At 72.4% G+C, this 22,747-nt stretch carries 16 protein-coding genes and 1 rRNA gene; 4 read left to right on the forward strand and 13 right to left on the reverse strand.

Annotation, left to right across the window (positions count from 1 at the left end; all coding sequences use genetic code 11):
• Positions 1-29: 29 nt before the first annotated feature.
• The 6 genes from obgE to ACTMSW_RS07095 all read right to left on the reverse strand — a co-directional run bounded on the left by obgE (position 30) and on the right by ACTMSW_RS07095 (position 8,634).
• On the reverse strand, positions 30-1,511 hold the full coding sequence (gene obgE, locus ACTMSW_RS07070) for a GTPase ObgE (protein WP_441179639.1): 1,482 nt from the start codon (positions 1,509-1,511) through the stop codon (positions 30-32).
• 93 nt (positions 1,512-1,604) lie between these two features.
• A complete protein-coding gene (rpmA, locus tag ACTMSW_RS07075; protein WP_091072397.1) occupies positions 1,605-1,859 on the reverse strand; it encodes a 50S ribosomal protein L27 in 255 nt (84 codons plus the stop codon).
• An 11-nt stretch (positions 1,860-1,870) separates the two neighbouring features.
• Positions 1,871-2,185, reverse strand: a complete 315-nt coding sequence (rplU, locus tag ACTMSW_RS07080) for a 50S ribosomal protein L21 (RefSeq protein ID WP_067312477.1) — start codon at positions 2,183-2,185, stop codon at positions 1,871-1,873.
• Positions 2,186-2,452: 267 nt separating this feature from the next.
• Entirely contained in the window at positions 2,453-5,596 is a 3,144-nt protein-coding gene (locus ACTMSW_RS07085; protein ID WP_441179640.1) for an Rne/Rng family ribonuclease, read from the reverse strand.
• Between the two features lie 131 nt (positions 5,597-5,727).
• A complete protein-coding gene (locus ACTMSW_RS07090; RefSeq protein WP_441179693.1) occupies positions 5,728-6,447 on the reverse strand; it encodes a TIGR03936 family radical SAM-associated protein in 720 nt (239 codons plus the stop codon).
• Between the two features lie 195 nt (positions 6,448-6,642).
• Positions 6,643-8,634 carry a TIGR03960 family B12-binding radical SAM protein gene (locus ACTMSW_RS07095; protein WP_441179641.1) on the reverse strand — a complete coding sequence of 664 codons (1,992 nt, stop codon included), beginning with the start codon at positions 8,632-8,634 and terminating at the stop codon, positions 6,643-6,645.
• 129 nt (positions 8,635-8,763) lie between these two features.
• Between ACTMSW_RS07095 and ACTMSW_RS07100 the strand changes: the two genes are divergently transcribed.
• Positions 8,764-10,161 (forward strand): hypothetical protein, encoded by a 1,398-nt coding sequence (locus ACTMSW_RS07100; protein ID WP_441179642.1) that lies wholly within the window; start codon positions 8,764-8,766, stop codon positions 10,159-10,161.
• 49 nt (positions 10,162-10,210) lie between these two features.
• Here ACTMSW_RS07100 and ACTMSW_RS07105 read toward each other — a convergent pair whose 3' ends face one another.
• Both ACTMSW_RS07105 and ileS read right to left on the reverse strand, forming a co-directional pair.
• The gene (locus ACTMSW_RS07105) at positions 10,211-10,909 is read right to left on the reverse strand and encodes a lysophospholipid acyltransferase family protein (protein WP_441179643.1); all 699 of its coding nucleotides are present in this window, start codon (positions 10,907-10,909) and stop codon (positions 10,211-10,213) included.
• A 164-nt stretch (positions 10,910-11,073) separates the two neighbouring features.
• The gene (gene ileS / locus ACTMSW_RS07110; RefSeq protein ID WP_441179644.1) at positions 11,074-14,220 is read right to left on the reverse strand and encodes an isoleucine--tRNA ligase; all 3,147 of its coding nucleotides are present in this window, start codon (positions 14,218-14,220) and stop codon (positions 11,074-11,076) included.
• Between the two features lie 573 nt (positions 14,221-14,793).
• Here ileS and ACTMSW_RS07115 point away from each other — a divergent pair.
• Positions 14,794-15,234, forward strand: a complete 441-nt coding sequence (locus ACTMSW_RS07115) for a carboxymuconolactone decarboxylase family protein (RefSeq protein ID WP_441179645.1) — start codon at positions 14,794-14,796, stop codon at positions 15,232-15,234.
• Positions 15,235-15,296: 62 nt separating this feature from the next.
• On the opposite strand, the gene ndk is transcribed toward ACTMSW_RS07115, so the two are convergent.
• Positions 15,297-15,722, reverse strand: a complete 426-nt coding sequence (ndk, locus tag ACTMSW_RS07120) for a nucleoside-diphosphate kinase (RefSeq protein ID WP_441179646.1) — start codon at positions 15,720-15,722, stop codon at positions 15,297-15,299.
• Positions 15,723-15,863: 141 nt separating this feature from the next.
• Between ndk and ACTMSW_RS07125 the strand changes: the two genes are divergently transcribed.
• A complete protein-coding gene (locus ACTMSW_RS07125; protein WP_441179647.1) occupies positions 15,864-17,381 on the forward strand; it encodes a VOC family protein in 1,518 nt (505 codons plus the stop codon).
• Positions 17,382-17,434: 53 nt separating this feature from the next.
• On the opposite strand, the gene ACTMSW_RS07130 is transcribed toward ACTMSW_RS07125, so the two are convergent.
• From ACTMSW_RS07130 to ACTMSW_RS07140, 3 genes are read right to left on the reverse strand one after another with little or no spacing between them, the layout of a single operon-like run.
• Complete coding sequence (locus ACTMSW_RS07130; protein WP_441179648.1) at positions 17,435-17,854, reverse strand: DUF4233 domain-containing protein; 420 nt, start codon at positions 17,852-17,854, stop codon at positions 17,435-17,437.
• On the reverse strand, positions 17,851-19,185 hold the full coding sequence (locus tag ACTMSW_RS07135; protein ID WP_441179649.1) for a bifunctional folylpolyglutamate synthase/dihydrofolate synthase: 1,335 nt from the start codon (positions 19,183-19,185) through the stop codon (positions 17,851-17,853). The genes ACTMSW_RS07130 and ACTMSW_RS07135 overlap by 4 nt, the downstream gene beginning before the upstream one ends.
• The gene (locus tag ACTMSW_RS07140; RefSeq protein ID WP_441179651.1) at positions 19,182-21,800 is read right to left on the reverse strand and encodes a valine--tRNA ligase; all 2,619 of its coding nucleotides are present in this window, start codon (positions 21,798-21,800) and stop codon (positions 19,182-19,184) included. The genes ACTMSW_RS07135 and ACTMSW_RS07140 overlap by 4 nt, the downstream gene beginning before the upstream one ends.
• A 69-nt stretch (positions 21,801-21,869) precedes the next feature.
• On the opposite strand from ACTMSW_RS07140, the gene ACTMSW_RS07145 reads away from it, so the two are divergent.
• The gene (locus ACTMSW_RS07145) at positions 21,870-22,553 is read left to right on the forward strand and encodes a hypothetical protein (protein WP_441179652.1); all 684 of its coding nucleotides are present in this window, start codon (positions 21,870-21,872) and stop codon (positions 22,551-22,553) included.
• Positions 22,554-22,678: 125 nt separating this feature from the next.
• Here ACTMSW_RS07145 and rrf read toward each other — a convergent pair.
• Positions 22,679-22,747: ribosomal RNA gene (gene rrf / locus ACTMSW_RS07150) — 5S ribosomal RNA — on the reverse strand; the annotation flags it as partial.

Raw genomic sequence — 22,747 nt, forward strand, 5'->3', positions numbered from 1 at the left:
CAGTCGTCCCGGCCACGGAGCGTGTCGTGCTATTCGTCGTCGTCGCGGTCCGCGTCGTACGCGTCGTACCCGTCCTGGTCGGCGGGACCGCCCTCGATCTCGTCCTCCGGGCGCTGCCGGCGGGCCTTGCGGGCCGCGAGCCGCTCGGCGGCCCGGGCGCGGCTCGACCTCTCCTCCAGCCGGACGTCCGTGCCCCGGTTACCGGGGACGAACTCGGCGCCGGCGTAGAGAGTGGGCTGCCAGTCGAACTCGCGCTGCCCGATCCGCACCAGGTCGCCGGGCTCCGCGCCGGCCCTGCCGAGCTTCTCCTCGACGCCCAGCCGGGCCAGCCGGTCGGCAAGGTAGCCGATCGCCTCGTCGTTGTCGAAGTTCGTCTGCCGCACCCACCGCTCCGGGCGGGCACCCTTGACCACCCAGGCGCCGTCCTCGGCGGCCTCGATGGTGAACCCGACGTCGTCGACCGCCTGCGGCCGGATCACGATGCGGGTCGGCTCGGCCGGCGGCGCGGCGTTCCGCGACTGCTCCACCACCTCGGCCATCGCGTACGTCAGTTCCTTGAGCCCCTCGCGGGTGGCGGCGGAGACCTCGAACACGCGGAAGCCGCGCTCCTCCAGGTCGGGGCGGACGATCTCGGCAAGGTCCCGGCCGTCGGGCACGTCGACCTTGTTCAGGGCGACCATCCGGGGCCGGTCGGCCAGCCCGCCGTACGCCTCCAGCTCCGCCTCGATCGCGTCGATGTCGGCGACCGGGTCGCGGCCCGGCTCCAGCGTGGCCGTGTCGATCACGTGCACCAGCACCGAGCAGCGCTCGATGTGCCGCAGGAACTCCAGGCCGAGCCCCTTGCCGGTGGCCGCCCCCGGGATGAGGCCGGGTACGTCGGCGACGGTGAAGGTGTGGTTGTCCACCCGGACCACGCCCAGGTTCGGCACGAGGGTGGTGAACGGGTAGTCGGCGATCTTCGGCTTGGCCGCGGAGAGCACCGAGATCAGCGACGACTTGCCGGCCGACGGGAAGCCCACCAGGCCCACGTCGGCGACGCTCTTGAGCTCCAGCACCACGTCGAGCTGGTCGCCGGGCTCGCCCAGCTCGGCGAAGCCGGGCGCCTTGCGGCGGGCGTTGGCCAGCGACGCGTTGCCGCGGCCACCGCGCCCGCCCCGGGCCACCTCGAAGGTGGTGCCGACACCGACCAGGTCGGCCAGCACGGTGCCGTCCAGGGCGTGCACGACGGTGCCGTTGGGGACCTTGAGCACGAGGTCCCGGCCGTTGGCGCCGTCCCGGTTCGAGCCGGCGCCGCCCTTGCCGTTCTCGGCCTTCACGTGCGGGCGGAAGTGGAAGTCGAGCAGGGTGGTGACCTGCGGGTCGACGACCAGCGACACGCTGCCGCCGTGCCCGCCGTTACCGCCGTCGGGCCCCCCGAAGGGCTTGAACTTCTCCCGGTGGATCGAGACACAACCGTGCCCACCATCGCCGGCCTGCAGGTGCAGGACGACCCGGTCAACGAACGTCGCCACGGGCGTCAATCCTTCCAGCGAGGTCAGCTCCCCGCACGAGAAAAGGCGAAGCGGGCCGGGACACGAGGTCCGCGGCCCGCTTCAGCCGGAGAACTACTGCTGCGGCACGATGCTGACGGTCTTGCGACCGCGCTTGGTGCCGAACTGGACCGAGCCGGCGGACAGCGCGAACAGCGTGTCGTCGCCGCCACGGCCGACCAGGTCACCGGGGTGGAACTTGGTGCCACGCTGACGGATGAGGATCTCACCCGCGCTGACGACCTGACCACCGAAGCGCTTCACGCCAAGTCGCTGGGCCGCGGAGTCACGACCGTTACGCGAGCTGGACGCACCCTTTTTGTGAGCCATTGGAGGACGACCTACTTCCCGCTGGAGATGCCGGTCACCTTGACCTGGGTCAACGGCTGGCGGTGACCCTGGCGCTTGTGGTAGCCGGTCTTGTTCTTGAACTTGTGGATCCGGATCTTCGGGCCCTTGGTGTGCGCGGCGATCTCGCCGGACACCGCGACCTTGGCAAGCTTCGCCGCGTCGGTCACCAGGTCGTCACCGTCGACGAGGAGCACCGCGGTGAGCTTCACCGCGTCACCGGGGGCACCGGTGAGCTTCTCGACCTCGATCACGTCGCCCTCGGCGACCTTGTACTGCTTGCCGCCGGTCTTGACGATCGCGTACATCGGAGGCGGACTCCCTGTCGTTGAGGCTGCTGGCGTCTGTTCCCACCGTTGCCGGTCGGTCGTTCCCACGGCGGCTCGCCGGGTAGCAGAAGCACGGCGGCGCGGGCACGCGGGAACTCGGCACACCAAAGGTGCGCCGCAGGCAAGAGTACGCCATGGCAGGCCGGACACCCAAACCGACCCCGCCGTACACCCCTGTGCCGGGTACGACGGAGCCCCTCCGCCGGGATCGGCGTGGAGGGGCTCGGTCGATGCTCGGTCAGGGCGTCACGGGCGCGTACGGCGGCGTGCGCCACCCCGACGGGACCGGCGGCGGCCGGTGCCGCCCTCAGTCTCCTCGTCGTCGGAGATCGCATCCGGGTCGTCCGCCGCGGCCAGGCGGGCCGACTCACCCGTCTGGGCGTCGTCGACCGCCGGGGCCGCCGCGGTGTCCGACTCGTACCGGGACAGGTCGTAGCCCATGGTGTCGTGGTAGTCGGCCTCCACCACGGCGGTGGCACCGGCGCTGTCGGTCTCGGTCTCGGTGACCTCGGCCACGGTCCGCTCGGCCGGTACGCTCTTGCGCGCCCGGCGCCGGGACGAGGCCGACTGCTCGGCCGCCGGGGCCGCCACGGCGGTGGCCACGGCCTTGACCTTCTCCCCCGCACCACCACCGGCGCGCGGCTTCTCCGGCACCGGCTCGGTGTGGACGACCAGGCCCCGGCCCTTGCAGCACTCGCAGGGCTCGCTGAACGCCTCCAGCAGGCCGGCGCCGATCCGCTTGCGGGTCATCTGCACCAGGCCCAGCGAGGTGATCTCGGTGACCTGGTGCTTGGTGCGGTCCCGGCCCAGGCACTCGGTCAGCCGGCGCAGCACCAGCTCGCGGTTGGACTCCAGCACCATGTCGATGAAGTCGATCACCACGATGCCGCCGATGTCGCGCAGCCGCAGCTGACGGACGATCTCCTCGGCCGCCTCCAGGTTGTTCCGGGTCACCGTCTCCTCGAGGTTGCCCCCGGAGCCGGTGTACTTGCCGGTGTTGACGTCGACGACCGTCATCGCCTCGGTCCGGTCGATCACCAGCGAACCACCGGAGGGAAGGAAGACCTTGCGGTCCAGCCCCTTGATGATCTGCTCGTCGATCCGGTACTCGGCGAACACGTCGGTGGTGCCGACGTGCCGGCGCAGCCGGGCGACCAGGTCCGGCGAGACGTGCGACAGGTACGACTCGACCATCTCGTACGACTGCTCGCCCTCGATGACCAGCTCGCGGAAGTCCTCGTTGAAGAGGTCCCGGACGACCCGGATGACCAGGTCCGGCTCCTCGTAGAGCAGCACCGGGGCGCCACCCTCGGCGGCCTTGGCCTGGATGTCCTCCCACTGGGCCTGGAGCCGCTTGACGTCGCGGGCGAGCTCGTCCTCGCTGGCGCCCTCGGCGGCGGTCCGGACGATCACGCCCGCGCCGTCCGGGACGAGCTTCTTCAGCACGTCCCGCAGCCGCTTGCGCTCGTTGTCCGGCAGCTTCCGGCTGATGCCGGAGGCGTTCCCGTTGGGCACGTAGACGAGGTGCCGGCCGGAGAGCGCGATGTGGCTGGTCAGCCGCGCGCCCTTGTGCCCGATCGGGTCCTTGGTGACCTGCACCAGCACCGAGTCACCGGACTTGAGGGCCTGCTCGATCGAGCGGGCACGACCCTCCAGGCCGGTGGTGTCCCAGTTGACCTCGCCCGCGTACAGGACGGCGTTGCGACCGCGCCCGACGTCGACGAAGGCCGCCTCCATGCTCGGCAGGACGTTCTGCACCTTGCCGAGGTAGACGCTGCCGGCCATCGTGCCGGAGGAGTTCCGGGTGACGTAGTGCTCGACCAGCACACCGTCCTCCAGGACGGCGATCTGCGTACGGTCGCCGCGCTGGCGGACGGCCATCACCCGGTCGACCGCCTCCCGGCGGGCCAGGAACTCGGACTCGCTGAGGATCGGCGGGCGGGTGCGACGCTGCTCCCGGCCGTCCCGGCGGCGCTGGCGCTTGGCCTCCAGCCGGGTCGACCCGGAGACGCCCTGCACCTCGTCGACGGTCTTGCGGGGCTCCCGAATCTTGACGACGGTGGGCACGCCGTCGTCGGCGCCGCCCTCGACGTCACCGGCACCCCGACGGCGACGGCGCCGGCGGCGGCGGGTCATCCCGTCACCCTCGCCCTCGCCCTCGGCCTCCTCGTCCTCGGCCTCGGCCTCTTCTTCCTCGCCCTCGGCCTGCGCGGCCTCCTCGGACTCCTCGTCCTCGGTGTCGTCCGCGCCACCCTTGCCACGGCCACGGCCACGACGACCACGACGACGACGACGGCGGGCCGCCGCGCTCTCGTCCTCGTCCTCGTCCTCGGCCTCCTCCTCGGCTTCCTCGGTGAACTCCTCGGCCTCGACGGGCTCCACCACCTCGACCTGCTCGACCTCGCGGCGGCCCCGCCGGCGGCGGCGCGACGGCTCGGTCGGCTCCTCCTCGGCGGGCTCCTCGGCGACGGCCGGCGCCGGAGCGGCGGCGCGGACGACCGGCACGTCCTCGGGCTGCGGCGCCATGAACAGCACGGTCGGCGCGGACAGCGCCGCCCGGCGGCGGCGCGTGCGGGGCTCGGGCTCGGCGGCCGGCGTCTCCGCGGCGGGCTCGTCGGTCGGCGCGGACACCGCGACACCCGGGGGCACCTCGCCGGAGCGACTCTCGGTCCCACTCGGCGCGACCGGCTGCGCGGCGGCGTCCTCGGCGACCGGCCGGGCCGCGGCGGCATCCACGACGGCCTGCGCGGCGGCACCGAAGGCCGTGCCGGCCTCGGGCTCGGTCTCCTCGGGCTCGGTCTCCGTGACCTCGCCGCCCGCGGCGGGCGCGGTCGGCTCGGGGATCCCGGCCGCCTCGGTCGGGGTCTCCGCGGCCGGGTCGGCCGCCGCGGGGGCGGCCTTGCGCCGGCGGGTACGCGTCACCTTGACCGGGGGTACGACGTCCTCGGTGGCCGCCTCGACACCGTCGGCGACGACCGGCTCCTCGGCGGCGGCCTTCGCGGTGGTGGCCTTACGGCGACGGCGCGGGGCCTTGGCGGCGGCGTCGAGGTCCCCGGTCACCGGGGCGAAGACCTCCGCCTGCGGGGACTCGCCGCTGCCCTGCGCGGCGGCGGTCGCCTCGACCGGCGCCTCGGTCTGCTCCGGCTGGTTCAGCGGCGCGGCCTTGCGGCGGCTGACCCGCCGCCGGGCGGGCGCCTTGGGCTCCCCCAGGTCGGCGGTGCCGCTGCCGGCGGCCTCGCTCGGGGCGGGTCCGGCCGCGTCACCGGTCTCCCCTGGCGTGGTGCCGGCGGCGGAGGACCGCTCCGACGACGGCGTGTCGTGCTGTTCAGCGGTGTCGCGGGCCGGCTGGGAACCGGTGCGTTCGCCGCCCTCGGGCTCGTTCTCGAGCATGGACGTTCTCCAGTTCTGGCTGCCCCGGGCGCGTGTGAGCGCTGCCACGCAGGGTCGCCGCAAAAGTGTTTCCGCCGATCGCGCTGGTCGCGCGACCGCCGAAGTCTGCCTGCTCGAACACTGACCGACGGTCAGCGTTCGCCGATGGATGCCCCGTCGCGGTCCGCTTCCAACGGATCCGCGATCGCGCCCTGCGCGGTCAGCGTGCCCTGCGCCAGCCGGATCACCTTCGGTGAGACCGGCGGCTCCAGGTCGGCCACCACGCGGAGGCCGGAAAGGACGTCATCGGGTCGTACGGACGGGGTGACCTGCCGCACGACCAGTTCGAGTATCGCACACGGCACGGCCGCGACCTCGGAAGGCGTCTCCGTCGGCGCGACGACATCGATGGAGATGACCGCCGACCGGGCGTCGAAGGTGCGTCGCCCCTGCTTGGTCATGCGCTCGACGAGGACCTCGTCGGCGGCGACGAAGGCGGAAACCGCCCTTTGTGCGACACCGGGGTCGACCTCGGGCAGCTCGATGCGCCAGTGCGAGGCCTCGATCCGGTCGGCCAGGCTGCCGCCACCGGCCACCACCGCGTCCAGGACGTCGAGCCCGGGCGACAGGGCGGCGTCGAGAGCCGCGCGCAGCTGCTCCGGGTCGACCTCCTCGCGCAGGCCGATCTCCAGGTACTCGGCCTCGCTGGCCACGCCGGTCGGGGCGGCGCTGGCGTACGAGATTTTCGGGTGCGGGGTGAAGCCCTGGGAGAAGGCGATCGGCACTCCGGCCCGGCGCAGCGCCCGCTCGAAGGCACGGGCGAAGTCCCGGTGGGACGTGAACCGCAGCGGCCCACGCTTGGCGTACCGGATCCGGACGCGCTGGACGACCGGCGCCTGCCCGCCCTCGGGCTGTGGTCTCTTACTGATCGTCGTGCTCCTCGGTGTCAGAACCGGTTGATCATGAAGTTGTTGCCGGCGACACGCCGTGCCGGAGACAATAGCTTCATGATCACCGGGCGGAGCGGGCGGCGCGCGGGAGACGCGCGGCGCACCCGCTCCGAACGATCACTGCTGCGCGCCGGTCGGGAGCTTGAGGCCGTCACCGTTGACCGGGGTCAACGGCAGGAGCTTCTTGCCGGTGGGACCGATCTGGATCTCGGTGTCCATCGACGGGCAGACGCCGCAGTCGAAGCACGGGGTCCACCGGCAGTCGTCCTGCTCGTACTCCGACAGCGAGTCCTGCCAGTCCTGCCAGAGCCAGTCCTTGTCCAGGCCCGAGTCCAGGTGGTCCCAGGGCAGGACCTCCAGCTCCTCGCGCTCCCGGGTGGTGTACCAGTCGAGGTCCACCCCGAAGGTCGGCAGCACCTCGTCGGCGGCCTGCACCCAGCGCTGGTACGAGAAGTGCTCGCTCCAGCCGTCGAACCGGCCGCCGTTCTCCCACACCTTGCGGATCACCGCGCCGACCCGACGGTCGCCACGGGAGAGCAGGCCCTCGATCAGCGACGGCTCGCCGTCGTGGTAGCGGAAGCCGATCGCCCGGCCCAGCGAACGGTCGGAGTTGATGGCCTGCTTGAGGATCTTGAGCCGGTGGTCGATGACCTCCGGGCGCTCCATCTTCGCCCACTGGAACGGGGTGTGCGGCTTCGGCACGAAACCGCCGATGGAGACCGTGCAGCGGATGTCCTTGGAACCGGTGGCCGCCCGACCGGCGCGGATGACCTCGTGCGCCATGTCCGCGATCTCGAGGACGTCGTCGTCGGTCTCGGTGGGCAGGCCGCACATGAAGTACAGCTTCACCTGCCGCCAGCCGTTGGTGTACGCGGTGACCACGGTGCGGATGAGGTCTTCCTTCGACACCATCTTGTTGATCACCTTGCGAATCCGCTCCGACCCGCCCTCGGGGGCGAACGTCAGACCGGTACGCCGACCGTTGCGGGACAGCTCCTGCGCGAGGTCGATGTTGAACGCGTCCACCCGGGTCGACGGCAGCGAGAGCGAGACGTTGGTGCCCTCGTACTGCTGGGCGAGGCCGGAGCACATGTCGCCGATCTCGGAGTGGTCGGCCGACGACAGCGACAGCAGGCCCACCTCGTGGAAGCCGGAGAACTCCAGCCCCTCCTTCACCATCTGGCCGACGGTGGTGATCGAGCGCTCCCGCACCGGGCGGGTGATCATGCCGGCCTGGCAGAAGCGGCAGCCCCGGGTGCAACCCCGGAAGATCTCCACCGCGTACCGCTCGTGCACGGTCTCGGCGAGCGGGACCAGGGGCTTCTTCGGGTACGGCCAGGCGTCCAGGTCCATCGTCGTGCGCTTGTGCACCCGGAACGGCACGTCCGCCCGGTTCGGCACGACCCGCTGGATCCGCCCGTCGGGCAGGTAGTCCACGTCGTAGAAGCGCGGCACGTACACGCTCTCGGTGCGGGCCAGCCGCAGCAGCAGCTCGTCCCGGCCACCGGGTGAGCCCTCGGCCTTCCACTCCCGGACGATCGCGGTGATCTCCAGGACCGCTTCCTCGCCGTCGCCGAGCACCGCGGCGTCGACGAAGTCGGCGATCGGCTCCGGGTTGAACGCGGCGTGCCCGCCGGCCACGATCACCGGGTCGTCGTCGGTCCGGTCGGCGGCGAGCATCGGGATGCCGGCCAGGTCGATCGCCGTGAGCAGGTTCGTGTAGCCCAGCTCGGTGGAGAAGGACACGCCGAACACGTCGAAGGCGCGGACCGCGCGGTGCGCGTCGACGGTGAACTGCGGCACGCCGTGGGAGCGCATCAGCGCCTCCAGGTCCGGCCAGACCGCGTACGTGCGCTCGGCGAGCACGTCGGGCAGCTCGTTGAGCACCTCGTACAGGATCTGCACGCCCTGGTTGGGCAGGCCGACCTCGTACGCGTCCGGGTACATCAGCGCCCACCGTACGGTCGCCGTGTCCCAGTCCTTGACCACCGCACCCAGCTCGCCACCGACGTACTGGATGGGCTTGGTCACCTGGGGCAGCAGCGGCTCCAGCTGTGGCCAGACGGAATGGGCCGCGGTCGGGCGCGGCGCGGTCGACGGGACGCTCATGAAGCCCAAGGGTACGCGGCCCGTCGCCGGTGACGGCGCGCACGCCACCGGCCGAGAAGCACCAGCGGATTCGTCGGTGGTGGCGCGCCGGTACTAACCTCGCAACGGGCGCGAGAGGAGATTGCCGCGATGCCGCAGCCGCAGCCGGGTGCTGACCGGCCGGCCGACGGGGACACACCGGACCCGCACGGGGACCGGGAGCCGGCGGTCACCGAGGAGGCCACGCCCTCCCCCGTACCGTCGGGTGACGAGCCCCGCACGGGTCCGGAGGGCACCCGTGAGCTGGCCACCGACGAGCCGGAGGAGGCCGGGCGGCCGACCGACGGCCCACACGGCACGCGGGCGCTGCCCGCCGACGAGTCCGAGCCCGCCGCCGCACCGGCCGTCGGCCCGCAGGGCACCCGCGCGCTGCCGGCCGACGAGCCGGAGCCCGCCGGTCAGCGTTCGGGCGGGCAGCCGCCGGAGCCGCCCGCGCCGAAGTGGAGCGGGTCCGCCGCCGTGCCGCCCCCGCCGCCACGCAGGCGCGGCTGGGGCGAATCGGCCGAGCCCACCCCGGTGCCCCCGCCCCCGCTACCCGAGCACCAGGCGCCGGTGGACCCCTGGGCGGGTGTCGACACCGGTGGCTGGGAGCTGCCCTCGGCCGAGATGCCGCACCTCCCGCCGACGCTGCCCTACCCGGCACCGCCGACGACCCGCCCGTACTCCGGGCCGCCCGCACCGCCCGCCATGCCGTACCAGGTGTCTCCGCCCCCGGCCGCGTACCCCGCGCCGCCGCAGCCGGCCGCGTACCCCGCGCCGCCGCAGCCGGTCGCGTACCCGGCGCCGCCGCAGCCCGCGTACCCACAGCCCGCGCCGCCGGTGCCGGACCTGCCGCCCGCGCGGCCGAAGCGGAAGAAGGGCCGGGGTGCGCCGCCGCCGACGGCGCCGCCGCCCGGCTGGCAGGCCCCCAAGGGGTACGTCCCGGTGCCCGTGCGCCGACGCCGCCGCTGGCCCTGGCTGCTGCTGTTCACCCTGGTGTGCTGCTGCGGTTGCCCCGCCTGGTTCGGCGCGCCGATGGCGAGCCAGTACCCGGCGAAGGCCACGCTGCCGGCCCAGGTGGACGACCTGCGGCTGCGCGAGGACAGCCGCAGCACGCAGACCGCCAAGGAACTGGAGGCGAAGGTACGCGCGGCGCACTGGCTCGCCGAGGACACCTTCGCCGGCGTCTACACCACCCCGACCGGCAAGCGGGTGACCGTCTTCGGCGGCACCGGTTTCCGGTTCGCCCCCGAGTCCGACGCGGACGCCGAGATCAGCCGGCTGCGCGAGGAGTACGCGCTGGGCGACGCGCAGGTGAAGGACACCGGCGTACGCGGCCGGCACGCGCGCTGCGCGGCGGGCCGATCCAACGGCGCCGACGTGGTGGTCTGCACCTCGGTCGACCACGGCAGCATCGCCACCGCGGTCTTCACCCGGCTCTCGCTGGACGACAGCGCGGCCCTGCTCGACGAGCTCCGCACCCAGATCGTGACTCCACAGCAGAGCTGACCGACCCGTCGGGGAGGCCGTGTGCCGTCCGGGGCGGCACCCGAAAGGGTCAGACCGCCCCGGGCTCGCCGGCCAGCGGCGGGTGGGCGCGCGGCGGCGCGTAGCGGGGGACGTACTCCTGGCCGGTGAGCTTCTGGATCTCACCCATCAGCTCGTCGGTCATCTCCCGCAGCGAGGTGCGGTCGTCGGATCGGCCGGTGAAGTCCAGCGGCTTGCCGAACCGAATAGTGATCTTGGCCGTGCCGGGCCGGGGGAGGCGGGCCCCGATCGGCTGGGCCTTGTCGGTGCCGATCATGCCGACGGGGATGACCGGGACACCCGCGGCGAGGGCCAGCCGGGCGGCGCCGGTGCGCCCGCGGTAGAGCCGCCCGTCCGGCGACCGGGTCCCCTCCGGATAGATGGCGACCAGGTCACCCCCCTTGAGCGCGGGGATCGCCGCGTCGAACGCGGACAACGCCGCCCGCCCGCCGGCCCGCTCGACCGGGATGGCGCCGAGCCCGTTGAACACGAACCGCTGGAACGCGCCCTTCACCCCGGCGCCCTTGTAGTAGTCCGACTTCGCCCAGAAGGCCAGGTGCCGGGCAACCACGGTGCCGAGGAACAGCTCGTCGGCGACCGACAGGTGGTTGCCGGCGAAGATCGCGCCGCCGGTCTCCGGGATGTGCTCCAGACCCTCCACGGTCGGTCGGAACGCCAACCGCAGCGCGGGCGCCACGGTGAGCTTGCCGATGGTGTAGAGCAGCGGCACTGGTCCTCCGGCAGATCGTGTGCTGAACGGGCGGTGTCACCGTAGCGGACGTCCGCCCGCCACCCCGACCGAGGTGGCGGGCGGTCCACCCGTGGAGGGTGGCGGCGTTAAGAGGGGGCCCTTCCTCTACCTGAGGCGTTAGGAAGGTGCCCTTCCTTACACCCTCATACCCTCCGGACGGAGACCGTCACGCGGTCGCCCTCGCCGACCTCGCCGGTGAAGCCCTCCACCTCGTCGGCGAAGTCCACCGAGTCGGCGAGCACCTCGCGGGCGACGAAGTCGGTGAACCCGGCGACCGCGGCCCGGACCTCCTCGGAGGCGCCGACCAGCAGCACGATCCGGTCAGACACGTCCAGGTCGGCGTCCCGGCGGGCCTGCTGCACCACCCGGACGACGTCCCGGGCCAGCCCCTCGGCGGCCAGCTCCGGGGTGACCTCGGTGTCCAGCACGACGACGCCCTCCCCACCGGGCAGCGGGGCGGAGTGCTCGGCGTCGGCCGCGACCAGGCGCAGCTCGTACTCGCCCTCGGCGAGGGTGACCCCGGCGGCGACCGGGGCGCCGTCGTGAAGCTCCCACTCCCCCGCCTTGACCGCCTTGATGACCTGCTGCACCGCCTTGCCGACCCGCGGGCCGAGCGCCCGGGGCACCACGGTCAGCACCTGCTGGCAGTAGTCCGCCACCGCGTCGGTGAACTCCACCGCCTTGACGTTGACCTCGTCGGCGACCAGGTCGCCGAACGGCCGCAGCTGCGCCGCCACCGGCGACGCCACGGTCAGCCTCGACAGTGGCAGCCGCACCCGCAGGCCCTTCGCCTTGCGCAGCGACAGCGCCGCCGAGCAGACCTCGCGGGTGGCGTCCATCGCCGCGACGAGGTCGTGGTCGGCGGGGAACTCCTCGGCGGACGGCCAGTCGGTCAGGTGCACCGACCGCTCGTCGGTGAGGCCGCGCCAGATCTCCTCCGCGGTCAGCGGCGCCAGCGGCGCGACCACCCGGCAGAGCGTCTCCAGCACCGTCCACAGGGTGTCGAAGGCGTCGGCGTCACCGGACCAGAACCGGTCCCGCGAGCGGCGCACGTACCAGTTGGTCAGCGCGTCCAGGTAGGACCGCACGGTGGCGCAGGCGCCGGAGATGTCGTACGCCTCCATCTGCGCGCCGACCGTCTCCACCAGTTCCCGCGTCTTGGCCAGCACGTACCGGTCGAGCAGGTGCGTGGAGTCGGTACGACGGCGGGCGGTGTGGGAGTCGGCGTTGGCGTAGAGCGAGAAGAAGTACCAGACGTTCCACAGCGGCAGCAGCACCTGCCGGACGGCGTCCCGGATGAGCGTCTCGGTCACCGCCATGTCCCCGCCGCGCAACACCGGCGAGGACATCAGCATCCAACGCATCGCGTCGGAGCCGTACGCGTCGAACACGTGGTACACGTCCGGGTAGTTGCGCAGGCTCTTGGACATCTTGCGCCCGTCGGAGCCGAGCAGGATGCCGTGGCTGAGGCAGTTCCGGAAGGCCGGCCGGTCGAACAGCGCGGTGGCCAGCACGTGCATCGTGTAGAACCAGCCGCGGGTCTGTCCGATGTACTCGACGATGAAGTCGCCCGGGTAGTGGTGCTCGAACCAGTCGGCGTTCTCGAACGGGTAGTGCACCTGGGCGAACGGCATCGAACCCGACTCGAACCAGCAGTCCAGCACCTCCGGCACCCGGCGCATCATGGACGCACCCGTCGGGTCGTCCGGGTTGGGACGGACCAGGTCGTCCACCGCCGGCCGGTGCAGGTCGATCAGGCGTACGCCGAAGTCCCGCTCGATGTCGGCCAGCGAGCCGTACACGTCCACCCGCGGGTACGTCGGGTCGTCGGACTTCCACACCGGGATCGGCGAGCCCCAGAACCGGTTCCGGCTGATCGACCAGTCGCGGGCGTTGGCCAGCCACTTGCCGAACGAGCCGTCCTTGATGTGGCCGGGCGTCCAGTTGATCTGCTGGTTCAGCTCGACCATCCGGTCCCGGAACTGCGTCACCGCGACGAACCACGACGACACCGCCTTGTAGACCAGCGGGGTGTCGCAGCGCCAGCAGTGCGGGTACGAGTGGGTGTAGGTGTCCTGCTTGAGCACCACCCCCCGCTCCTTGAGCTCCCGGATCACCGGCTTGTTGACGTCGAAGACCTGCTCACCCTGGTACGGCGGGACCAGCGCGGTGAACCGCGTGTGGTCATCCACGGTGACGATCGTCGGGATGCCGGCGGCGTTGCAGACGTTCTGGTCGTCCTCACCGAACGCCGGGGCGAGGTGGACGATCCCGGTGCCGTCCTCGGTGGTCACGAAGTCCGCGCCGAGCACCTGGTACGCGTTCTCGCCGGCCTGCTCGACGAGGAAGTCGAACAGCGGCGTGTAGCGGCGCCCGGCCAGGTCGCGGCCGTACACCGTGCCGAGGAGCTCGTAGCCCTCCAGCTCCTTGGCGTACGCGGCCAGCCGCGCGGCGCCGACGACGTACCGCTGGCCCTCCCGTTCCAGCACCGCGTACTCGATGTCCGGGCCGACGGCGAGCGCCAGGTTCGACGGCAGCGTCCACGGCGTCGTGGTCCAGACGCCGAGCCGGACCGGCCCGCGCACCAGTTCCGGGGCGGACTCGTCGGCGGTCAGCGCGAACCACACGGTCAACGTCGGGTCGTGCCGGTCCCGGTAGACGTCGTCCATCCGGGTCTCGGTGTTCGACAGCGGCGTCTCGCACCGCCAGCAGTACGCGAGCACCCGAAAGCCCTCGTAGACCAGGCCCTTGTCGTGCAGGGTCCTGAAGGCCCACATGACGCTTTCCATGTAGTCCAGGTCGAGGGTCTTGTAGTCGTTGGCGAAGTCGACCCAGCGGGCCTGCCGGTTGATGTACCGCTCCCAGTCGTGGGTGAACTCCAGCACCGAGGTGCGGCACGCCTCGTTGAACCGGGCCACGCCGAGGTCGAGGATCTCCGCCTTGCTGGTGATGCCGAGCTGCTTCTCGGCGACCACCTCGGCGGGCAGGCCGTGGCAGTCCCAGCCGAAGCGCCGCTCGACGTGCCGGCCGCGCATCGTCTGGTAGCGGGGCACCACGTCCTTGACGTACCCGGTGAACAGGTGGCCGTAGTGCGGCAGGCCGTTGGCGAAGGGCGGGCCGTCGTAGAAGACGTACTCGTTCTCGCCGTTCCGGCCGGCCTCGCGGGCCTCGACGGAGGCCTCGAAGGTCTTGTCGGCCGTCCAGTGCTCCAGGACCCGGCGCTCGACCGCGGGCAGGTCCGGGCTCGCCGGGACACCGGCGGCGGTCGGGTCGTGCAACGGATAGGCCATCGGGGGTCGCTCTCCTCAGCAGCAGCTCACTCGTCGTGGGTCTGCGAGGACGAGCCTTCACCGGTACGCCTCGACGACGCGCCGGGCCGGGCCCGCGGTACCACCCCGCTTGGCGGTCGAGGTGCGACCGCCCGCTCGTTGGCCGGCTGTGACGGGCCGGTCCCGTCCGGTTCTACTCGGGCGCGGAGGCCCTTTCTTCCGGAGGCTCGCCGGTGATGGCCGGGTCGACGCCTGTGCGGTCAAGGGTACTCGACCCGCCGGCCGGTCCGCCGCCGAGTATCCGGGCGAAGGAAGGGCCCCCGCTTAACGCCTCCGGTAGAGGAAGGGCCCCCGCTTAACGCCCACGGGCCAGGGCAGCACGGCACCCGTCGCTTCGCTGCAAGGGTGATCCGGATCGAGGTCGACGAGCCCACGCTGGCCCGCACCCGGATCGCGACCAGCCCCTGGACACCCTCTGACCCGTGACCCGAGCACCCTCGACGGAGCGTGAGCACGGTCACCCGATCCGCTGGTCACGCGAGGGTGCGCCGTTCCGTCGAGTCGGTGTCACGCACACCGCACCAGGAGGTTGTCATGCAGCGAATGGATCCGTCACGGGTGGCGCCGGAGGCGTACCAGGCGGTACTGGGCATGGAGAAGTACGTCCGGCAGAACGTCGACCACACCGTGCTGGAGCTGGTGAAGCTGCGGGCGTCGGTGCTCAACGGGTGCGCGTTCTGCGTGGACATGCACACGCGGGACGCGCTCGCCGCGGGTGAGTCGAGCCGCCGGCTCTTCGCGGTGGCGGCCTGGCGGGAGGCGCCCTTCTTCGACGAGCGGGAGCGCGCCGCGCTGGCGCTGACCGACGCGGTCACCCGGCTCGGCGACCACGGCGTGCCGGACGACGTCTGGGACGCGGCGGCCAAGGTGTGGTCGGAGAAGGAACTGGCGGACCTGCTGATGGCGATCGCGACGATCAACGTCTGGAACCGGATCGCGGTCACCTGCCGCACCGAGCTTCCGGCGGACGCCTGACGACACGGGAACGACGACGGCCGGCGCGCGGGGTTCCGCGCGCCGGCCGTCGTGGTGCCTGCTCAGCCCAGCTCGGGGAACCAGAGCCCGATCTCGCGCTTGGCGCTGTCGGTGGAGTCGGAGGCGTGCACCAGGTTCTCCCGGTTGGACAGGGAGAGGTCGCCCCGGATGGTGCCGGCGGCGGCCTTGCGACCGTCGGTGCTGCCGATCATGCCCCGGACCACCTCGATCACCTGGTCGCCGGTGAGCACCAGCGCGACCAGGGGCCCACCGGTCATGAACTCCTTCAGCGGCGGGTAGAACGGCTTGTCCACGTGCTCGGCGTAGTGCTGGTCGGCGAAGTCGCCGTCCAGCGTCCGCGTCTCCATCGCGTCGATCCGCAGCCCCTTGCGCTCGAAGCGGGAGATGATCTCGCCGACCAGCCCGCGACGGACCGCGTCGGGCTTGATCAGTACGAGTGTGCGCTCGGCCGGGCTGGTGCTGGACACGCTGGGTTCCTCCTGTGCGCGGAAGCCGGTCGATCTGGGTACGGTCAGCCTAGCGACCCGGTCCCGGCGCCGGCGCGGCGGCCGGTCCTTCCCCCGACCGCCGATCCGGCCTAGCCTGGCCCTGACCCAGGGAGGTCCACTGTGGCGAATGGCGGGAGCCGACCCATCGCGCCGGTACGCAAGTTGATCGGCGCGGTCCTGGGCACCGTGGCGGTCTTCATGATCCTGTTCGGCCTCGGCATGCAGAGCTGGGCCATCGTGGCGCTCGGTGTGGCACTGCTGGTCCTGTCGATCGCCCTGGCCACGGTGCGCGGGGGCGGTCGCACCTGGGTGGTCGGCGAGGGCCACGTGCACAGCGCCTCCGAACCACCCACCCAGTACGCCTTCGGTCGTTGCGAGCTGCAACTGGTGATCGACGCACCCGGCCTACCACCCCGGTCGAAGAAGATCATCGAGCCGCGGGTGCCGGTCGCCAAGTGGCCGTCGCTGGGCCAGACCCTGCCGATCCGGGTCGCCCTCGACGACCAGCGCCACGTGCGGGTCCTCTGGGACGAGGTGCCCACCCACGCGGAGACCGCCGCCGCCGTCGCCGACCTTCCCCCGGAGTACGCGGGCGCGGAGCCCGTCGACGAGGGGCTCATCAGGCAGGAGGCGCCACCGTGGGCGGGCCGGGCGCCCGACGACGACTTCCGTGATCCGCCGGCCCCGGACCCCCTGGACGACCTGGGCGGCCCGCCCGAGGAGCGCGAGCCGGTGGTGCTGCACCAGCGTCCCGGCGAGCCGGTGGTGCTGGAGGGCACGCTGGTCGAGCCGGGCGGCACGGGCAGCTTGCCGCGCCGGGCCACACCGACGCCCCGGCCCCCCGCCGAGGAGCAGTTCGACCCGCCCACCGCCGGCTTCGCGCCCTCGGGCCGACCGGACCCGTACGACGGCCCACCGGACCCCTACGACGGCCCACCGGACCCGTTCGGACCGGCGACCGAGCGGTACGACACGCCGCCGGGTGACCCGTTCGACAGCCCGGCGTCGGACCGCCCGTTCGATCCCACCGTGCCCGTGGAGACGATCGACGCGACGCCGACCGCGGCACCGACCGCCGAGCGCCGCTTCCGCGTGCCGGCGCCGTCGGACCCGCTCGACCCGCTGGACCTGCCGCTGGACGACCCCACGCCTGCGCGGGACCGGGCACCGGCGAGCGACGTCAGCGCGGAGGACCTGGACGAGGCGATCTTCGGGCGGCAGCCCGGCACGGGAGCCGATCCGGAGGGTGCCGGTGAGCCGGACCCGCCGATCGCAGGCGTCGGCGTGACGCTGCTCGTCACCGACCTGACCCGCTCGCTGCGCTTCTACCGGGACCTGGGCTTCACGGAGGTGGACCGGGGCGCCGGCAACGCCGTCCTCGCCTCCGGGGCGACCCGGCTGGTGCTGCGGGAGGTCACCGAGGCGGTGCCGGTGAGCCGTCGACTGGTGCACGTGAACCTCGAAGTGGACGACATCGAGGCCGCGTACGGCCGGCTGCGCGGGTCCGGCGTGCGCTTCACGTACGCCCCCCGGGTGGTGAACCGGGGCACGAAGCTGGAGGTCTGGGCCGCTGCCTTCCGTGACCCGGACGGACACGGCATCGCCCTCACCCAGTGGCGCGAACGCGCCGACGCCTGACGAGATCCCGTTTCGCGCCGCCGGAGGCGCTGTGGCCCGGCGGCGCGAACGGTTCAGCCCAGGATCACCCGGCGCACGTGCAGCGCGTACGCCCACACCAGGGCGAAGATGACGCCCAGGACGAACAGCGACCAGTGCAGCAGGCCGGCCAGCAGGAGCAGCCCCTGCAGGACGGTGCCGGCGTTCCAGGCCCACGGCCGGCGCATGCTCCCGGCCAGCAGTACCGCCACCACCGCGAGCGCCACGACCACACCGACGGCGGCGCCACTCAGGTCGCCGCCGAGGACCCGGATCGGCTGGATCGCGAGCAGCAGCACCAGCGCCTCCAGCACCAGCGTGCCGGCGCCCAGCCCGCGTACCGCCCGCTCGGGGTCGCGCAGACCGGACCGGTGCTGCGGCCCGCCCGGCGTACCGGCGTCGGGGCCGCTCGTGCGGTCGACGCCGTCCGCCGGCTCCCGCTCGGGACCGGTCACTTCTTCAGCAGCCGGCGGGCGTCGGCCACGGTCACCACGGACCCGGTGACGATGATGCCGACCCCCGACAGCTCACCGGGAACGTCCTCCTCGGCCAGGGCGACCGCGGTCTCGATCGCGTCGGGCATCTCCTCAGCCACCTCCACCCGCTCCGGCCCGAACACCTCGGCGGCGAGGTCCGCCAGCTCCCCGGTCGACATCGCCCGGGGCGAGCTGTTCCGGGTGACCACGATCTGGTCGACCACGGGCTCCAGCAGTTCCAGGAGGCTGGGCGCGTCCTTGTCGGCGAGCACCCCCACCACCGCGACGAGCTTGCTGAACGCGAACTCCTCCTGCAGGGCGGCGACCGTCGCGGCCATGCCGTGCGGGTTGTGCGCCCCGTCCAGCAGGATCGTCGGGGCGGTCCGGACCTTCTCCAGCCGGCCGGGCGAGCTGGCCGCGGCGAAACCCTCGCGCACCGCCTCCACGTCGAGCTGGCGCTTGGTACCGGCCCCGAGGAACGCCTCCACCGCCGCGAGCGCCACCGCCGCGTTCTGTGCCTGGTGCGCGCCGTGCAGCGGTACGAAGATCTCCTCGTACACCCCGCCGAGCCCCTGGAGCGTGAGCACCTGACCGCCGACGGCGACCGCCCGGCGCATGACGCCGAATTCGGAGCCCTCCCGGGCGATGGTGGCGCCCACCTCGGCGCAGCGTTCCAGGATCGGCCGGGCCGCCTCCTCGTCCTGCGCCGCGGAGATGACGGTGGCGCCCTTGTGGATGATCCCTGACTTCGCCAGCGCGATGTCCTGGAGGGTGTCGCCGAGGAACTCGGTGTGGTCCAGGCCGATCGGGGTCAACACCGCCACCCCCGCCTGGATGACGTTGGTGGCGTCCTCGGCACCGCCGAGCCCCACCTCGACCACGGCCACGTCGACCGGCGCGTCGGCGAACGTCGCGAACGCCAGCGCCGTGGTCATGTCGAAGTACGTCAGCGGCTCGGCGGACCGCTCGTCCACCAGCGCGGCCAGCGGCGCGACCTCCCGGTACGTGGCGGCGAACCGCTCCTCACCGACCGGCTCGCCGTCCAGGCTGATCCGCTCCCGGACGGTCTCCAGGTGCGGGCTGGTGTAGCGGCCGGTGTGCAGCCCGAAGGCCCGCAGCAGCGAGTCGATCATCCGGGCGGTGGAGGTCTTGCCGTTGGTGCCGGTCAGGTGGATCGACGGGTACGCCCGCTGCGGGCTGCCCAGCAGGTCGAGCAGGGACTCGATCCGGTCCAGCTCGAAGACCATGCGGGTGAACCCGCGGCCGGCCAGCTCGGCCTCGACGGCGGCGAAATCGGTGCGGTCGGTCACGAGGGAAGCGCCTCCAGAGCGGCGTCGATACGGGCGAGGTCGGCCTCGGCGGTGGCGAGCCGGTCCCGGATCTTGGCGACGACCGGCTCCGGCGCCTTGCCGACGAAGGCCGGGTTGTCGAGCTTCGCCCGGGCCTGCGCGGCCTCCTTCTCGGCCGCCGCCCGGTCCTTGGTGAGGCGGGCGCGTTCGGCGGCCACGTCGATCGAGCCCCGGGTGTCCAGAGCGACGGTGACGTCACCGGCGACGGCCAGGGTGGCGCTGGCCTGGAAGTCGTCCCCGGCCGGGTCGAGCCGGACCAGCGACCGGATCAGCGGCTCGTGCGCGCCGATCCCCGCGCCGGTCAGGCCGTCCAGGCGGGCGGACACCCGCTGCGTGGGCCGCAGCCCCTGGTCGGACCGGAACCGGCGGATCTCGGTGACCACCCGCTGCACGGTGCCGACCTCGGCCTCCGCGGCGTCGTTGACGAGCGCACGGTCGGCGACCGGCCAGGCGGCCGTCATGACCGTCTCGCCGCCGGTGAGGGCGATCCACAGCTCCTCGGTGACGAACGGGATGACCGGGTGCAGCAACCGCAGCAGCTGGTCCAGCACGTGACCGAGCACCCGGCGGGTGGCCTCGGCGGCGGGGCCACCCTCGGCGAGCACCGGCTTGCTCAGCTCCACGTACCAGTCACAGACGTCGTCCCACGCGAAGTGGTAGAGCAGGTCGCAGACCTTCGCGAACTCGTACGCCTCGAACTGCTCGTCCACCTCGGCCGTGACGTGCGCCAGCCGGGACAGGATCCACCGGTCGACGGTCGACAGCTGGTCGCCGGCCGGCAGCTCCCCCGCGGTGTGCGCGCCGTTCAGCAGCGCGAAACGGGTGGCGTTCCAGAGCTTGTTGCAGAAGTTGCGGGAGCCCTGGCACCACTCCTCGCTGACCGGCACGTCGCCGCCCGGGTTGGCGCCCCGGGCCAGGGTGAACCGGGTCGCGTCGGCGCCGAAGCGGCCGATCCAGTCCAGCGGGTCGACGACGTTGCCGAACGACTTGGACATCTTTTTGCCGTGCTCGTCGCGGACCATCCCGTGCAGGGCGACCACGTCGAACGGCTGCTTCCCGTCCATCGCGTACAGCCCGAACATCATCATCCGGGCGACCCAGAAGAAGAGGATGTCGTAGCCGGTGACCAGCACGCTGGTCGGGTAGAACGTCGCCAGCTCCGGCGTACGCTCCGGCCAGCCGAGCGTGGAGAACGGCCACAGGCCGCTGGAGAACCAGGTGTCGAGGACGTCCTCGTCCTGGTGCCAGCCCTCGCCGGTCGGCGGCTGCTCGTCGGGGCCGACGCAGACGATCTCGCCGGCCGGGCCGTACCAGACCGGGATGCGGTGGCCCCACCACAGCTGGCGCGAGATGCACCAGTCGTGCATGTTGTCGACCCAGGCGAAGTAGCGCTTGGCGAGCTCCGCCGGCTCGATCGCCACCCGGCCGTCGCGCACCGCGTCGCCGGCGGCCTTCGCGAGGGGGGCGGTGTTCACGAACCACTGGAGTGACAGCCGCGGCTCCACCGTGGTCCGGCAGCGCGAGCAGTGCCCGACCGCGTGCACGTACGGCCGCTTCTCAGCCACGACCCGACCCTGCTCCCGCAGGGCGGCGACGATCGCCGGGCGGGCCTCGAACCGGTCCAGGCCCTGGAACGGACCGTGCGCGGTGATCACCCCACGCTCGTCCATGACGGTGAGCGACGGCAGGTCGTGACGCTGGCCGATCTCGAAGTCGTTCGGGTCGTGCGCCGGGGTGACCTTGACCATGCCGGTGCCGAACGTGGGGTCCACGTGCTCGTCGCCCACGATCGGAATGCGCCGCCCGGTCAGCGGCACCTCGACCTCGGTGCCGATGAGGTGCTTGTACCGCTCGTCGTCGGGGTGCACCGCCACCGCGGTGTCACCGAGCATCGTCTCGGCCCGGGTGGTGGCGACCACGACGTCGTCGCTGTAGCGGATCGAGACGAGCTCGCCCTCGTCGTCGGTGTGCTCGACCTCGATGTCCGACAGCGCCGTCAGGCAGCGCGGGCACCAGTTGATGATCCGGTTGGCCCGGTAGATCAGCCCGTCGTCGTAGAGCTTCTTGAACATGGTCTGGACGGCCCGGGACAGGCCCTCGTCCATGGTGAAGCGCTCCCGCTCCCAGTCCACGGAGTCGCCCAGGCGCCGCATCTGGCCGAGGATCGCGCCGCCGGACTCGGCCTTCCACTGCCAGACCCGCTCGACGAACTTCTCCCGCCCGAGGTCGTGCCGGGACAGCCCCTGGCCGGCGAGCTGCCGCTCCACGACGTTCTGGGTGGCGATACCGGCGTGGTCCATGCCGGGCAGCCACAGCGCCTCGTAACCCTGCATCCGCTTGCGCCGCACAAGGGCGTCCTGGACGGTGTGGTCGAGCGCGTGGCCCATGTGCAGCGAGCCGGTGACGTTCGGCGGCGGGATGACGATGGTGAACGGCGGCTTGTCGGTGTCCGCCGACGCCCGGAAGCGACCGTCGGCTACCCACTGCTCGTACCGTCGCTGCTCTACCTCGCCGGGCTGGTACTGGCCGGCAAGGGTCGGGGCGTCGGGGCGTCGGGCATCCAGTCTCTCGGTCACCCTGGAAGTCTACGGAGGGCTTCCCGGGACCCGACGTGCGCCACCTGCCATTCGCGTACGGTGTCGGCTATGTCCGACGCACATCTCACCGAGCGCCCGGTCGACGACGACCGGGACCCGATCGACCTGACCGACGAGCCGATCCGGCTGAGCAACCGGAACCCGGGGGCGGCGGAGGACGAGCGGCCGAGCTGGTCACGGCGTCGTCGGGTGGCGTGGGCGACGGCCGCGCTGGTGGGGGTCGTCGGCGCGGGCACGATCGGCGTCGCCGGGTGGCGGGTGGCCCAGCAGAAGGACGCGGAGATCACCCAGCCGGAGCGCATCGTGGGACTGACCCGGGACGACAGCGACCGGGCGCGCAGCACCGCCGACTACCTGCGTAGCGGCTTCGCCGCCGACATCGACCTGGACCGCAGCTTCGGCACCGTCTACCGCGACCCGGCCGACGTACGCCGGTCGGTGCTCGTCTTCGGCGGCACCACCCTGCTGTGGCAGCCGGAGCGGGACCTGGACAGTCTCTTCGGCCTGATGGCGGACGAGACGGGCCGGGTCACCGGCCTACGCGAGGTTCCCGCCGGCGACCTGGGTGGCGTGATGAAGTGCGGCACGACCAGCGGGGAGGGCGGCGACTTCGCCGTCTGCGGCTGGGCCGACCACGGCAGCGTCGTGATGGCCATGTTCCCCGGCCGCTCCGTCGACGAGGCCGGCGGCCTGCTGAGGATCATGCGCGAGCAGATGCAGTCCCGTCCCTGACAGGTCCACAACCCCCAAGGGGTACGGGCCACCTGGCGCCGGCCGGATCGGGGTGGCGTCGGGTGGGAAAAGGTGTGGAAACGCGTTCAGGGCCACCCTGTTGGGTGGCCCTGAACGGGAAGATTGTCCGGCGGTGTCCTACTCTCCCACACCCTCCCGGGTGCAGTACCATCGGCGCTGGAGGGCTTAGCTTC

Origin of the sequence: Micromonospora sp. BQ11 (genome assembly GCF_052068135.1) — a bacterium.
Classification (GTDB): Bacteria; Actinomycetota; Actinomycetes; order Mycobacteriales; family Micromonosporaceae; genus Micromonospora.